Consider the following 13,879-nt stretch of genomic DNA (forward strand, 5'->3'; position numbering starts at 1 on the left):
TCCGCGACGGTGGCACCCTACGCGAAGCATGAATCGAACCGACCAGCGCCCGCGCGCGATCTTCCTCATGGGACCGACCGCGAGCGGCAAGACTGCGCTCGCGTGCGCGCTCGCCGACCGCTTCGACGTCGAGCTCGTCAGCGTCGACTCCGCGCTCGTCTATCGCGGCCTCGACATCGGCGCAGCGAAGCCGGATGCGGCGACGCTCGCGCGCCATCCGCACCGGCTCATCGACATCCGTGATCCGGCGCAGGCGTATTCGGCGGCCGATTTCCGCGCCGACGCGCTCGCCGCGATGGACGCGATCACGCGGGCAGGGCGCGTGCCGTTGCTCGTCGGCGGCACCGGCCTGTACTTCCGCGCGCTCGAACACGGCCTGTCGGCGCTGCCGGACGCGGACCCGGGGATTCGCCGCCGACTCGCCGACGAAGCGGGCGACCTCGGCTGGGCGGCGCTGCACGAGCGCCTGCGCGGGCTCGATCCGCTCGCGGCCGAGCGGATCCGGCCCGGCGACGCGCAACGCATCCAGCGTGCGCTCGAAGTCATCGAACTCAGCGGTCGGCCGTTGTCGGCGCAACAGACCGGACCGCGCGAGCGGTTGCGCTGGCGCGTGCTCAAGCTCGCGCTCGTGCCCACCGACCGCGCGCCGTTGCACGCGCGCATCGCGCGCCGTTTCGACGCGATGCTCGCCGAAGGCTTCCTCGACGAGGCGCGGCGCCTGCGCGCCGATCCCGCCTGGCAGGCCGATCTGCCAGCGATGCGCGCGGTCGGCTATCGCCAGGCGTGGCCGCATCTCGCCGGGGACATCGACGCGGCCACGTTCCGCGATCATGCGGTGTTCGCCACCCGCCAACTCGCGAAACGTCAAATTACATGGCTGCGCAGCGAACTGGACGCGCGCCCGTTCGATCCCGATCGCTGCGCATTGGCCGACGATGTGTCCCAAGTCGTGCGCATGTTCGGTCCGAGTGCCGGTCTTTCGACGTAAATGTGGACGGCGTCGTTTTCTTTTGTGGGAACAAATCGTTAAGATGATCGAAACTGAATGCGGGTTGAATCGGACGTGACGCGCGGCTGGGGTAGCGGTCACACGGCCTTTTACCGGTTCGGGGTTCTCGGTGCAGGAGAAGAAGACCATGTCCAAGGGGCAGTCCTTGCAGGATCCGTTTCTGAACGCGTTGCGCCGCGAGCGCATCCCCGTATCCATCTATCTGGTCAATGGCATCAAGCTGCAGGGCACGGTCGAATCGTTCGACCAGTTCGTCGTGCTGCTGCGCAATACGGTCAGCCAGATGGTCTACAAGCACGCGATCTCGACCGTCGTGCCGTCGCGCAACGTGCGCGTGGGCACCGCCGACGGCCACGCTCCGCATGCGGCGCCGACGCCGGAAGCGCACGAGGAAAACGAAGGCGCGTGACCTGCAACCCTTGAAGCGGTGCGGCTGCGGCCGCATCCAAGGGCCTCTCCGGCGGACGTCGCGGGGCGAGTGGCATGCCCGCTCCTGCATGTCGCGGGTCGGTCACGGCCATCGTGCCGGCGACCCGGCGTCGTCGCGCGCGGATCCATGAAGGATCGCGCCGCTGGATGTCCCTAGCCCTGTCGCGAGGTCACTCCGCTGTTCGAACGATCCAGAAAAGGCGAGCGCGCGCTGCTGCTGCAGCCGCAGGCGCCCGGGCGCGCCGATCCGCTCGCGCTCGACGAGTTCTCCGAACTCGCCCGCTCCGCCGGCGCGACCGTCGTCGGCAGCCTGACCGCGCGCGTCGAGCGGCCGAACCCGCGTTATTTCGTCGGCACCGGCAAGGCCGAGGAACTGCGCGACCACAAGCGCTCGCTCGATGCCGACATCATCCTCGTCAACCACGCGTTGAGCCCGGTGCAGGAGCGCAACCTCGAGAAGCTCACCGAGTGCCGCGTGGTCGACCGCACCGGCCTCATCCTCGACATCTTCGCGCAGCGCGCTCGCTCGCACGAAGGCAAGCTGCAGGTCGAACTCGCGCAGCTCAAGCACATGGCGACGCGCCTCGTGCGCGGCTGGACCCACCTCGAACGCCAGCGCGGTGGTGCGATCGGCCTGCGCGGTCCGGGTGAAACGCAGCTCGAGCTCGATCGCCGCCTGCTCGGCGAGCGCGTCAAGCAATTGCAGAAGCGCATGGAGAAAGTCGAGACGCAACGCGCGACCGCGCGGCGTTCGCGCCAGCGCAACGAGTTGCCGGTGGTCGCGCTGGTCGGCTACACCAACGCCGGCAAGTCGACGCTGTTCAATGCGCTGACCGGTTCGGCGGTGTACGCGGCGAACCAGCTGTTCGCGACGCTCGATCCGACCCTGCGCCGGCTCGACGGGCTCGATTGCGGCCCGGTCGTGCTCGCCGACACCGTCGGTTTCATCCGCGACCTGCCGCACGATCTCGTCGCGGCGTTCCGTTCGACGCTCGCCGAAGCACGCGACGCCGACCTGCTGCTGCACGTCGTCGACGCGTCCGACCCGGAGCGCGACGAACGCATCCTCGACGTCGAACGCGTGCTGAAGGAAATCGGCGCGGACGAGCTGCCGCAGATCCTCGTCTACAACAAGATCGATCTGCTGGATGCCGAGGCCGCCGGCGAAGAGGCCGCAGCGACCGTCGATGGCCACATGTCCGAGCCGGCCGCTTCGTCCGCGATGATCGGGCGGGTGGATTACCTCGAAGGCGGCGAATTGCCGCGTGCGTGGGTGTCGGCGGTCAGCGGCGCCGGCATCGACGGCCTGCTGCACGCGATCGGCTTGCGCCTCGGTGACGAGCGCGTGCGCGCGGAACTGCTGCTGCCGAGCGATGCCGGTCGCCTGCGCGCACGATTGCACGCGCAGGGCCTGGTCGCGGCGGAGCACGTCGACGAGCGCGGCTGGCACATCCGCATCGATGCGCCGCGCGCACTGGTCGAGCCGCTGTTCGGCCTGCCCGGCGGCGACGGCGACTGGTTGCGCGCACGCTTGCTTGCCGCGACGGATGCCCCTACCTACAATCGTGCGACACCGTCCGACCTGCGCGATCGGTCGTAGGCGTTCTCCACGGCGATCACCGCTGCGGCCGCGATTTCCGGTCGCACGGGCCGAACGCATCACGGCGGCTGCACGCGGTCGCGCTTCCACGAAGTCCTGGCGTCTGCGTTCCGCAGCGAGGTAACGAGCGATGGCATGGAATGAACCTGGCAGCGGCAAGCAGCGCGATCCGTGGAAGGACGGCGGCGGCAACGGTCCGTCTCCCGATTTCGACGCCGTGGCGCGCCGCGTGCGGGACTTCTTCAATCGCCTGTTCGGCGGCGGTGGCGGCGGCATCGCGGTCGCGCTGTTCGGCGCGTTCATCGCCTGGTGCGCATGGGACAGCATGGTGCGCGTCAATGCGAGCGACACGGGCGTGGTGCTGCGCTTCGGCCAGTACTCGCGCTCGATGATGCCCGGCATCAATTTCAAGTTCCCGCGGCCGATCGAGAGCGTGATCACGGTGCCGATCGGTTCCGCGCCGCAGATGAGCGACCAGGTGCGCATGCTGACGCGCGACGAGAACATCGTGATGGTCGACTTCAACGTGCAGTACCGCATCACCGACGCACGCCAGTATCTGTTCGGCGTGCGCGATCCCGACGCGACGCTCGGGCAAGCGGCCGAAAGTGCCGTGCGCACGGTCATCGGCGGCAGCGACATGGACTCGATCCTGCTCGGCTCCCGCAACGAGTTGATGGGAGAGGCGAAGAAGCTGTTGCAGGCGACGCTCGACCAGTACCGTACGGGCCTCGCGGTCAGCGATCTCAACGTCAAGAACATCCGTCCGCCTTCCGAGGTCAAGGGTGCGTTCGACGAAGCCAACAGCGCGATCCAGGACAAGACCAAACTGGTCGAGGAAGCGCGCGCGTACGCGAGCCAAGTGGTGCCGGAGGCGCGCGGCGACGCGGCGCGCGTGCGCGCCCGCGCCGAAGGCGACAAGAGCACGCGGATCGCGCGCGCCGAAGGCGACGCGCAACGCTTCGCGCTCGTCGAGGCGCAATACCGGGCGGCGCCCGAGGTGACACGCAAGCGTCTCTATCTCGAGACGATCGAACAGGTCGTCGCGAACACGTCGAAGGTGGTCGATCTGACCACCGGCAAGAACATCATCAATCTGCCCGCCGCGGACGTGCGCATTCCCGCCGCAACGGTCGTCACGCCCGAGACGGGCAAGGGAGACCGCTGATGCGCCCCGGTATCATCGTCGCGGTCCTGCTCGCGCTGCTCGTCGCGCTGAAATCGGTGTTCGTCGTCAGCGAGGGGCAGACTGCGCTGCTGCTCCAGTTCGGGCGCATCGTGCGCACCGACTACAAGCCCGGCTTGCATTTCCGGATCCCGCTCGTGCAGCAGGTGCAGCGCTTCGACGCGCGCGTGCTCACCCTCGATTCCGCTCCCGAGCGTTCGATGACGTCGGAAAAGAAGGACGTCGACATCGATTTCTTCGTGAAGTGGCGCATCTCGGATGCATCGAAGTTCTTCGTTTCGGTCGCCGGCGACGAAAGCAAGGCGCGCAACCTCGTCGTGCCGATCGTGATGGACGGACTGCGCAGCGCGGTCAGCACCCGCACCCTGCGCGAACTGGTCTCGGGCGGACGCGCGGACGTGACCCAGCATCTGCTGGCGGACGCGAATGCGAAAACCGCAGGCTTCGGCATCGAGATCATCGACCTGCGCATCAAGCGCATCGACCTGCCGGAGGACGGCAGCGTGATCGGATCGGTCTATGACCGCATGAAGGCCGAGCGCAAGAAGGTCGCGAGCCAGCTGCGCGCGGAAGGCGAGGAACAGGCGCGCACGATCCGCGCCGACGCGGACCGCCAGGCGCAGGTCATCAAGGCCGAAGCCTACCGCGACGCCGAGAAGGTGCGCGGCGAGGGCGATGCCGCGGCGTCGCAGGTCTATGCCGCGGCTTACGGCAAGGACGCGGATTTCTATTCGTTCTACCGCAGCCTGGAGGCGTATCGGGAAGCTTTCTCGACGTCCAACGGCACGCTCGTGCTCGACTCGAAGTCCGAGTTCCTGCATTACCTGCAGGACAGCAAGTAGCCGCATGGGCGACGCCCTCGCGAGCGCGCTCTGCCTCGTGCTCGTGCTCGAGGGGCTATTCCTGTTCGCGGCGCCGGACGCATGGAAGCGCATGGCCGAGCACCTGCAGCGGATCGAGCCGCGCCGCCTGCGCCTGTTCGGCGGCGGCATGGTCGTGATCGGCCTCATCCTCCTGCGGATCGTCCACTGATCGCCGCCGCGGGCACGCGTGTGCTCGGCGGCGACAGGCACTACAATTCGCGGGTCAGCGACGGCGAACCGGCGAACCGGCGGTCCGGCATCGCCTGCGTCGTGCCGTTTCCACATCCTCTGCAACCGCCCGGTCACGGGGGCCGCCGAGGATCGATGTCCGGTCGCGCGCGTCACGCCACTCATTCTCGTATCAGGAACGTTCGCATGGGCAAGTCAGTCGTCATTCTCGGCGCGCAATGGGGCGACGAAGGCAAGGGCAAGATCGTCGACCTGCTCACCCAGGACATCGGCGCGGTCGTGCGCTTCCAGGGCGGCCACAACGCCGGCCACACGCTCGTCATCAACGGCAAGAAGACGGTGCTGCACCTGATCCCGTCGGGCATCCTGCGCGACGGAGCGCTGTGCCTGATCGGCAACGGCGTCGTGCTCTCGCCGGCGGCGCTGCAGAAGGAGATCGCCGAGCTCGAGGGCAACGGCGTCGAAGTGCGCTCGCGCCTGAAGATCAGCCCGGCGACGCCGCTGATCATGCCGTACCACATCGCGCTCGATCAGGCGCGCGAGAAGGCGGCCGGCGGCAAGGCGATCGGCACGACCGGTCGCGGCATCGGTCCCGCCTACGAGGACAAGGTCGCGCGTCGCGGCATCCGCGTCGCCGACCTGCACTATCCGCAGCAGCTCGGCGAGCTGCTGCGCACCGCGCTCGATTACCACAATTTCGTGCTGACCAAGTACCTCGGCGTCGACGCCGTCGACTACCAGAAGACGCTCGACGAGGCGCTCGCGTTCGGCGAGTACGTCGAGCCGATGAAGTCCGACGTCGCCGGCATCCTGCACGACCTGCGCAAGCAGGGCCGCAAGGTGCTGTTCGAGGGCGCGCAGGGCGCGCTGCTCGACATCGACCACGGCACCTATCCGTACGTGACCTCGTCGAACACGACCGTCGGCGGCGCGCTCGCCGGCACCGGCGTCGGCGCCGATTACATCGATTACGTGCTCGGCATCGCCAAGGCGTACGCGACGCGCGTCGGTGGCGGCCCGTTCCCGACCGAACTCGACGACGAGATCGGCCAGGGCATCCGCGACCGCGGCCAGGAGTACGGCGCATCGACCGGTCGTCCGCGCCGTTGCGGCTGGATGGACATCGTCGCGCTCAAGCGCGCGGTCGCGATCAACGGCATCACCGGCCTGTGCATCACCAAGCTCGACATCCTCGACGGGATGGACAAGCTGAAGATCTGCATCGCCTACGAATACCGCGGCAAACGCACCGAATACGCACCGCTCGACGCCGCCGGCTGGGAGGAATGCACGCCGGTCTACCTCGAGTTCCCGGGCTGGCAGGAGTCGACCCACGGCATCACCGAGTGGGACAAGCTGCCGCCCGCGGCGCGCGCGTACCTGCGCGCGCTCGAGGAACTCGCGGGCTGCCCGCTCGCGATCGTCTCGACCGGACCCGATCGCGACGCGAACATCGTGCTGCGCGACCCGTTCGCCTGATCCGGACGCGGGCGCTTGGCTGAGCTCGCACGCGCCGTCGCTACGCTGCGCATCTTCGGCGATGCGCTGGATCCGGCCGAGGTCACGCGGGTGCTCGGCGTCGAGCCGAGCACCGCGGAGAGGAAGGTGAGGCGATCACGGGGCGATCCGGGCACGTGCGCGTCGCGAAGACCGGTCGGTGGGACTTGAGGCTCGATGAATGCGTGCCCGGCGACCCCGACGCCCAGGTGCAACGGCTGCTGGCGCGCATCCGTGCGGATATCGTCGTCTGGCGCGCACTCGCGTCACGCTTCGACATCGACCTGTTCTGCGGCTGGTTCATGGCCGGAGGAAACGAAGGCGTCGAGCTTTCGCCGGCGACGCTGCTCGCGCTCGGTGAGCGCGGCATCCGGCTCGGCATCGATCTCTACGCGCCGGACGACGACTGACGCGAGACGCCGTCGAGTCGTCTCCGTGCGGTGTTCTCGCCTGAATGCGGACATGCACATTCATTCGGGCTTCAAGCGCGCGACGCTAGACCGACGAGCGTGTCGTTCCGGCACGACGACGGAGTAAGGACCATGCCCGAGAAGAAGACGATCGAGCGCGCGCGCCGCGACCGGCGCCAGGGCAAGTCCGCCAGCAGGCAGGCGGGCGAGTTCGTGCGCGAGGAAATGGAGCACATCCGCAAGGGCAAGCACGGCGCGCGCTCGACGCGCCAGGCGATCGCGATCGGGTTGTCGAAGGCGCGTCGCGCGGGCGTGAAGCTTCCCGCGTCGAAGACCGCTCCGGCGGCGACGAAGCGCAAGGCGAAGCAGGACACGCGCAAGGCGGCCTCCCACGCGACGCCGTCGCGGCGCCGTTCGCGCGCGACGACTACCGCGCTCAAGCGCGAGGGCCGCTCGGCGGCGAGCCGTTCGTCGCTCGCGCGCCAGGCGCGCAGCGCGGCTTCGAAGCGCAGTGCGGCGAGCCGCTCGGCGGCGGCGAAGAAGGGTGCGCGCACCAAAGGCAGCGTCGTTCGCCGCCGTGCCGCGAAGAAGGCGGCGCGTACGCGCGCGCGGCGCTGACGTGCTCGTCGCGTCACGCGGCGACGACAGCCTCGCTCTCGACGCTCGCGAGCAGGCGCGCGATCGCGACGCCTGCCTCGCGACCGTCGTGCACCGCGCGCACGACGAGGTCGGCGCTGCGCACGCCGTCGCCGCCGGCGAACACGCGCGCATTCGTCGTCTGCTGCGGCAGCCGATGGTCGCCGCCGACGAGGATTCGACCATCCGCATCGCGTGCGATCGCGTGCGTCGCGCACCAGTCGGGCGGACTCGGTCGGAAGCCGAACGCCTGGATCACGACGTCGGCGATGATGTCCTCCTCGCCGCCAGGAATGAAACGTGGTGACGCGGCGCGGTCGTCCGTCGCCTCGGTGCGTGCGACGCGCACCGCGCGAACGCGCCCCTCGAGGCCGAGCAGCGCGACGGGCTGGCGCCGGAACAGGAAGCGCACGCCTTCCTCGCGCGCATACGCGACCTCGCGCGCGGAGCCGGGCATGTCCGCTTCGTCGCGCCGGTAGGCGCAGGTGACCGACGCGGCGCCGAGGCGGATCGCGGTGCGGTTGCAGTCCATGCCGGTGTCGCCGCCGCCGAGCACGACGACGTGTTTGCCGCGCAGGTCGAGCGGCGGCGACAGCGGCCGGTCGTCGAGCAGGCGATCGATGTTCGCGACGAGGAACGGCAACGCGTCGTGCACGCCGTCGAGCTCGCGGCCGGGCAGCGCGCCGTCGACATTGCGATACGCGCCGATGCCTAGGAACACGGCGTCGTAGCGCGCGAGCAGTTCGTCGAACGCGAGGTCGCGGCCGATCTCGATGCCGAGGCGGAAGCGCACGCCCATGCCTTCGAGCAGCCGGCGCCGTGCCTGCACCACCGCCTTGTCGAGCTTGAACGCGGGAATGCCGAACGTGAGCAGGCCGCCGATCTCGCGCTGGCGGTCGTACACGTCGACCGCGATGCCGGCGCGACGCAGGCGATCGGCGCAGGCGAGTCCGGCGGGGCCGGCGCCGACGACCGCGACGCGCCGGCCGTTCTCGCGCACGCCGGAAAGGTCCGGACGCCAGCCGCGGCGGATCGCCTCGTCGACGACCCAGCGCTCGACGCCACCGATCGTGACGGCGCCGAAGCCACCTTGCTCGAGCGTGCAGGCGCCTTCGCAGAGGCGGTCCTGCGGGCAGACGCGTCCGCAGATCTCGGGCAGCGGATTGGTTTCGTGCATGAGGTCGGCGGCTTCGAGCAGGCGGTCCTCCTGCACGAGCCTGAGCCAGTTCGGGATGTGGTTGTGCACGGGGCACTGCCACGCACAGTAGGGATTGCCGCAGTCGATGCAGCGACCCGCCTGCGTCGCGGCTTCGTCGCGCGCGAACTCGCCGCCGATCTCGCGATGGTCGAGCACGCGCACGGCGACGGGCAGCACGCGCGGCAGCTGGCGCGGATGGTCGAGGAAGCGGAAGTCCTTGCCGCTCATGCGGCCCTCCGCAGTTCGTCGGCGAGCGCGTCGAGCGTCGCGGCTTTCGGCTTGACCAGCCAGAAGCGTTGCAGCAGGCCGCGGAAATCGCCGCGCAGCCGCTGTGCCCAGGCGCTGCCGGTGAGATCGGCGTGGCGTGCGATCAGGCCGCGCAGGTGCTGCATGTGATGCTCCATGCCTTCCGGCGTGATGCGAACGATGTCGACGAGTTCGTGGTTGTAACGATCGACGAAATCGCGCTCGAGGTCGAGCACGTAGGCGAAGCCGCCGGTCATGCCCGCGCCGAAGTTGAGCCCGCATCCGCCGAGCACGGCGACGATGCCGCCGGTCATGTACTCGCAGCAGTGGTCACCGGCGCCTTCGATCACCGCGAGCGCGCCCGAATTGCGCACCGCGAAGCGTTCGCCCGCGCGGCCCGCGGCGAACAGTTCGCCGCCGGTCGCGCCGTACAGGCAGGTGTTGCCGACGATGACCGCGTCCTGGCTTTCGTAGCGCGCATCCGCGGGCGGGCGCACGACGATGCGCCCGCCGGCCATGCCCTTGCCGACGCCGTCGTTCGCTTCGCCGACGAGGTCGATCTGCACGCCGCCCGCGTTCCACGCGCCGAGGCTCTGGCCCGCGCTGCCGTTCAGCGCGAGCACGACGGGTGCGACCATGCCCGCATCGCCCCAGCGACGCGCGACGTCGCCGGAAAGACGCGCGCCGATCGCGCGATCGGTATTGGCGATGGCGTAGGCGAGCCGCGCGCCGCTGCCGTCGGCGATCGCGCGCGCGGCATCGGCCGAGATGCGCCGCGCGAGCGCGGAGTCCTCGCGCTGCGGATTGCGCGCGGCGGTACAGGCGGCGTCGACGTCGCGGCCGAGGCCGTCGTCGGCGACGAGACGTGAAAGATCGAGGCGGCGCTGCACGGGCGTGCCGCCCGCGTCCTGCCGCAACAGCGTGCTGCGCCCGACGAGCTCGCCGAGCGACCGCGCGCCGAGGCGCGCGAGGTGTTCGCGCACGTCGGCCGCGACGAAGCGGAAGTAGTTCACCACCATCTCGGGCAGGCCGGTGAAGTGTTGCCGGCGCAGCGTCTCGTGTTGCGTCGCCACGCCGGTCGCGCAGTTGTTGAGATGGCAGATACGCAGGTACTTGCAGCCGAGCGCGACCATCGGCGCGGTGCCGAAGCCGAAGCTCTCGGCTCCGAGCAGCGCCGCCTTGACCACGTCGAGCCCGGTCTTGAGGCCGCCGTCGGCCTGCAGGCGCACGCGGCCGCGCAGGCCGTTGCGCCGCAGCGTTTGCTGCGTCTCCGCGAGGCCGAGTTCCCACGGAGTACCCGCGTACTTGATCGAACTGAGCGGGCTCGCGCCGGTGCCGCCGTCGTGGCCGGATACGGTGACGAGATCCGCGCCCGCCTTGACCACGCCGGCGGCGACCGTGCCGACGCCTGCATGGCTCACGAGCTTGACCGAAACGAGGGCCGACGGGTTGATCTCGCGCAGGTCGTGGATGAGCTGCGCCAGATCCTCGATCGAATAGATGTCGTGGTGCGGCGGCGGCGAGATGAGCCCGATGCCCTTCTTCGCGTAGCGCAGGCGCGCGATCGTCGCGTCGACCTTGTGCCCGGGCAGCTGGCCGCCTTCGCCGGGCTTGGCCCCCTGCGCGATCTTGATCTGCAGCACTTCCGCGTTGACGAGGTAGGACGGCGTCACGCCGAAGCGGCCCGAGGCGACCTGCTTGATCTTCGACATCCGCTCGGTGCCGTATCGCGCCGGATCCTCGCCGCCCTCGCCGGAATTGCTGCGCGCGCCGAGCCGGTTCATCGCGATCGCGAGCGCTTCGTGCGCCTCGGGCGAGAGCGCGCCGAGCGACATGCCGGCGGAGTCGAAGCGACGCACGATCGCTTCGACCGGTTCGACCTCGTCGAGCGGCAGCGGCGGACCGAGCGGCTGCACGTCGAGCAGGTCGCGCAGCGCCGACGGCGGTCGCGCGTCGACGTGCTGCGCGTAGCGACGGTAGTCGGCCGTATCGCCGCTGCGCACCGCGCGCTGAAGGCTCGCGATCACGTCGGGGTTGTACATGTGGTACTCGCCGCCGTGCACGACCTTGTAGAGGCCGCCCGCGCGCAACGGCTGCGCCTCGTCCCAGGCTTCGGCCGCGTGCAGGCGCGCGTCGCCTTCGAGTTCGGTGAAGCCGGCGCCGCCGATGCGCGACGGCGTGCCCGGGAAGCACAACGCGACGACCTCGGGCGCGAGCCCGACGATCTCGAACAGTTGCGCTCCGCGATAGCCGGCGACGGTCGAGATGCCGCTCTTGGAGAGGATCTTCAGCAGCCCGGTGCGGATGCCGCGCCGGTAACTGCGGCCGATTTCCGCGGGCACGCCTTCGCCGCGCTTGAGGTGGCCGTCGCGGCCGAGTGCGAACAGGCTCTGGTAGGCGAGCCACGGATAGATCGCGGTGGCGCCGAAACCGAGCAGGCAGGCGAAGTGGTGCGGATCGCGCGCAGTCGCGGTCTCGACGATGAGGTTGCACTGGCAACGCAGGCCGGCATCGACGAGGTGCGCGTGGATCGCGCCGAGCGCGAGCAGCGCGTGCGCCGAGAGCGTGTCGCGGCGCGGATAGCGGTCGGTGAGGAAGACGATGCGCGCGCCGCCGCGCACGCCGTCGGCGGCTTCGCGGCAGAAGCGATGCAGTGCCGCCTCGAGGCCTTCGTCGCGCGCGTGGCACAAGTCGATGCGCACGGTCGCATCCGCGCAGGCGGGCTGTGCGAGGATCTGGCGCAGCTTGCGCTGCGACAGCACGGGTGAATTGAGCAGGATCTGCCGCGCGTTCTGCGCGTCGAGTTCGAACACGTTGCCTTCGCAGCCGATCTGCGTGACCAGCGACATCACGCGCCGCTCGCGCAGCGGATCGATCGGCGGGTTGGTGACCTGCGCGAAGCCCTGGCGGAAGCCGTCGAACAGCGCGCGCTGCTGGCGTGACATCGGCGCGATCGGCGTGTCGTCGCCCATCGACCCGGTCGCTTCGCCCTCGGTTTCGGCGAGCACCTTGAGCACCGACTCGCGCTCCTCGCGCGTGAGCCCGTACAGCTTCTGGCAGCGATGCAGCTCCGGTTCGGGCAGCGGTTCGGCGGCGAGGCTCGGATCGATCAGGTCGGATTCGAGATAGGTGACACCCATGCGCAGCCAGTCGCGGAACGGTGCGCGCGCGCGGTTGATCGCGTCGATGTCGGCGTTGCGCAGCAGGCGCTTGCCGGCGAAGTCGATCGCGATCATCTCGCCGGGACCGAGCCGACCCTTGGCGACGATGCGCGATGCGGGTACGTCCCACAGGCCGGCTTCGGACGCGACGATGAGCCGGCCGTCGTCGGACAGCGCCCAGCGCGCCGGGCGCAAGCCATTGCGGTCGAGTGCGCACGCGGCGTGCCGGCCGTCGCACATGACGAGGCCGGCCGGCCCATCCCACGGCTCGGTGTGCAGCGCGTAGTACTCGTAGAACGCGGCGAGGTCCTCGTCGATGTCCTCGCGCATCGCGTACGCGGGCGGCACGAGCACGCGCATCGCGGCGAGCAGGTCGAATCCGCCCGCGAGCAGTACCTCGAGCGCATTGTCGAGGCTTTCCGAATCGGAGCCGTCGTCGCGCACGAACGGCCCGATGCCGGCGAGGTCGACCAGCGGCGAGCGCCACAGCGCCTCGCGCGCGCGGATCCAGCGGCGATTCGCGCGGATCGTGTTGACCTCGCCGTTGTGCGCGAGCAGGCGGAACGGTTGCGCGAGCCGCCATTGGGGCTGCGTGTTGGTCGAGAAGCGTTGGTGGAACACGACCGCGTCGCTCGCGAGCGCGGGGTGGCGCAGGTCCACGTAGACGTCGCGCAACCGGCCCGGGGCGGCCATCGCCTTGTAGCCGATCACCTGTGCCGACAGGCTCACGACGTAGAACGACGCATCGTCGGCGAGCGCGGTTTCGGCGCGTCGGCGCGAGCGGAACAGCGCGCGCTCGAATGCGGCGTCGTCCATGCCGTCGGCGGCGTCGACGAACACCTGGCGGATGCGCGGTCGGGCCGCCGCGGCGAGCGGGCCGCAGGCAGTGGGATCGACCGGCACCTCGCGCCAGCCGGCCACGCGCAGCCCGCTCTCGCGCAGGTATGCGGCGAGGGTGCGGTCGGCGCGCGCGCCATCGTTCGGATCGGTGAAGACGAGACCTGCGGCGAAGCGCGGCGCGACCTCGATGCGTGCTTCGGTAGCGAGCGCGCGCAGCCAGTCGAGCGGGCGGCGGATCAGTACGCCGCAGCCGTCGCCGCTGATGCCGTCGGCGTTGACGCCGCCGCGATGGGAGAGCTTCGCGAGTGCGGCGAACGCCGCGTCGACCAGCGCAGCGCTCGCGCGGCCGTCGATCTGCGCGATGAGGCCGAATCCACAACTGTCGTGTTCGTACGCGACGTCGTAGAGCGTCTTGGCATGCGGCTGGGCCATCGGGCCTCCTCGGGAAGCGCCGACCGCCGTGCCCCGGTGGATGCCGGAGCATCGAGCGATGGGACGCCCCGACTACAACACAAGATGCTGCGTCGCGTCAAAGACGTATGGACGGCTGGATGCGGGCGTCGGCGCTTCGGCGCCCGTCGGATGCAGCGCCGCAACGTGTCATCGCCGGACCCG

General features: G+C 69.9%; 11 protein-coding genes. 9 read left to right on the forward strand and 2 right to left on the reverse strand.

The window, feature by feature from the left end:
- Positions 1-28 precede the first annotated feature (28 nt).
- The 9 genes from miaA to FHW12_RS00195 all read left to right on the forward strand — a co-directional run bounded on the left by miaA (position 29) and on the right by FHW12_RS00195 (position 7,801).
- Positions 29-988 carry a tRNA (adenosine(37)-N6)-dimethylallyltransferase MiaA gene (gene miaA, locus FHW12_RS00155; RefSeq protein ID WP_182528971.1) on the forward strand — a complete coding sequence of 320 codons (960 nt, stop codon included), beginning with the start codon at positions 29-31 and terminating at the stop codon, positions 986-988.
- A 148-nt stretch (positions 989-1,136) separates the two neighbouring features.
- A complete protein-coding gene (gene hfq, locus FHW12_RS00160) occupies positions 1,137-1,418 on the forward strand; it encodes an RNA chaperone Hfq (protein ID WP_182528972.1) in 282 nt (93 codons plus the stop codon).
- Between the two features lie 198 nt (positions 1,419-1,616).
- Entirely contained in the window at positions 1,617-3,038 is a 1,422-nt protein-coding gene (gene hflX / locus FHW12_RS00165; RefSeq protein WP_182530092.1) for a ribosome rescue GTPase HflX, read from the forward strand.
- 130 nt (positions 3,039-3,168) lie between these two features.
- Entirely contained in the window at positions 3,169-4,206 is a 1,038-nt protein-coding gene (gene hflK, locus FHW12_RS00170; protein ID WP_182528973.1) for an FtsH protease activity modulator HflK, read from the forward strand.
- Positions 4,206-5,066 (forward strand): protease modulator HflC, encoded by an 861-nt coding sequence (gene hflC / locus FHW12_RS00175; protein ID WP_182528974.1) that lies wholly within the window; start codon positions 4,206-4,208, stop codon positions 5,064-5,066. The genes hflK and hflC overlap by 1 nt, the downstream gene beginning before the upstream one ends.
- 4 nt (positions 5,067-5,070) lie before the next feature.
- A complete protein-coding gene (locus tag FHW12_RS00180) occupies positions 5,071-5,256 on the forward strand; it encodes a DUF2065 domain-containing protein (RefSeq protein ID WP_182528975.1) in 186 nt (61 codons plus the stop codon).
- Positions 5,257-5,462: 206 nt separating this feature from the next.
- On the forward strand, positions 5,463-6,755 hold the full coding sequence (locus FHW12_RS00185; RefSeq protein ID WP_182528976.1) for an adenylosuccinate synthase: 1,293 nt from the start codon (positions 5,463-5,465) through the stop codon (positions 6,753-6,755).
- A 134-nt stretch (positions 6,756-6,889) separates the two neighbouring features.
- Entirely contained in the window at positions 6,890-7,183 is a 294-nt protein-coding gene (locus FHW12_RS00190) for a DUF4279 domain-containing protein (protein ID WP_310735155.1), read from the forward strand.
- A gap of 132 nt (positions 7,184-7,315) precedes the next feature.
- The gene (locus FHW12_RS00195; RefSeq protein WP_182528978.1) at positions 7,316-7,801 is read left to right on the forward strand and encodes a DUF6496 domain-containing protein; all 486 of its coding nucleotides are present in this window, start codon (positions 7,316-7,318) and stop codon (positions 7,799-7,801) included.
- A 13-nt stretch (positions 7,802-7,814) separates the two neighbouring features.
- Here FHW12_RS00195 and FHW12_RS00200 read toward each other — a convergent pair whose 3' ends face one another.
- Together FHW12_RS00200 and gltB are read right to left on the reverse strand one after the other, a co-directional pair.
- Complete coding sequence (locus tag FHW12_RS00200) at positions 7,815-9,245, reverse strand: glutamate synthase subunit beta (protein ID WP_182528979.1); 1,431 nt, start codon at positions 9,243-9,245, stop codon at positions 7,815-7,817.
- Positions 9,242-13,696, reverse strand: coding sequence for a glutamate synthase large subunit (gene gltB, locus FHW12_RS00205; RefSeq protein ID WP_182528980.1), 4,455 nt, complete (start codon positions 13,694-13,696; stop codon positions 9,242-9,244). The genes FHW12_RS00200 and gltB overlap by 4 nt, the downstream gene beginning before the upstream one ends.
- Positions 13,697-13,879: the final 183 nt, after the last annotated feature.

The sequence above is a fragment of the Dokdonella fugitiva genome (assembly GCF_014138265.1).
Taxonomy (GTDB): Bacteria; Pseudomonadota; Gammaproteobacteria; order Xanthomonadales; family Rhodanobacteraceae; genus Dokdonella_A; species Dokdonella_A fugitiva_A.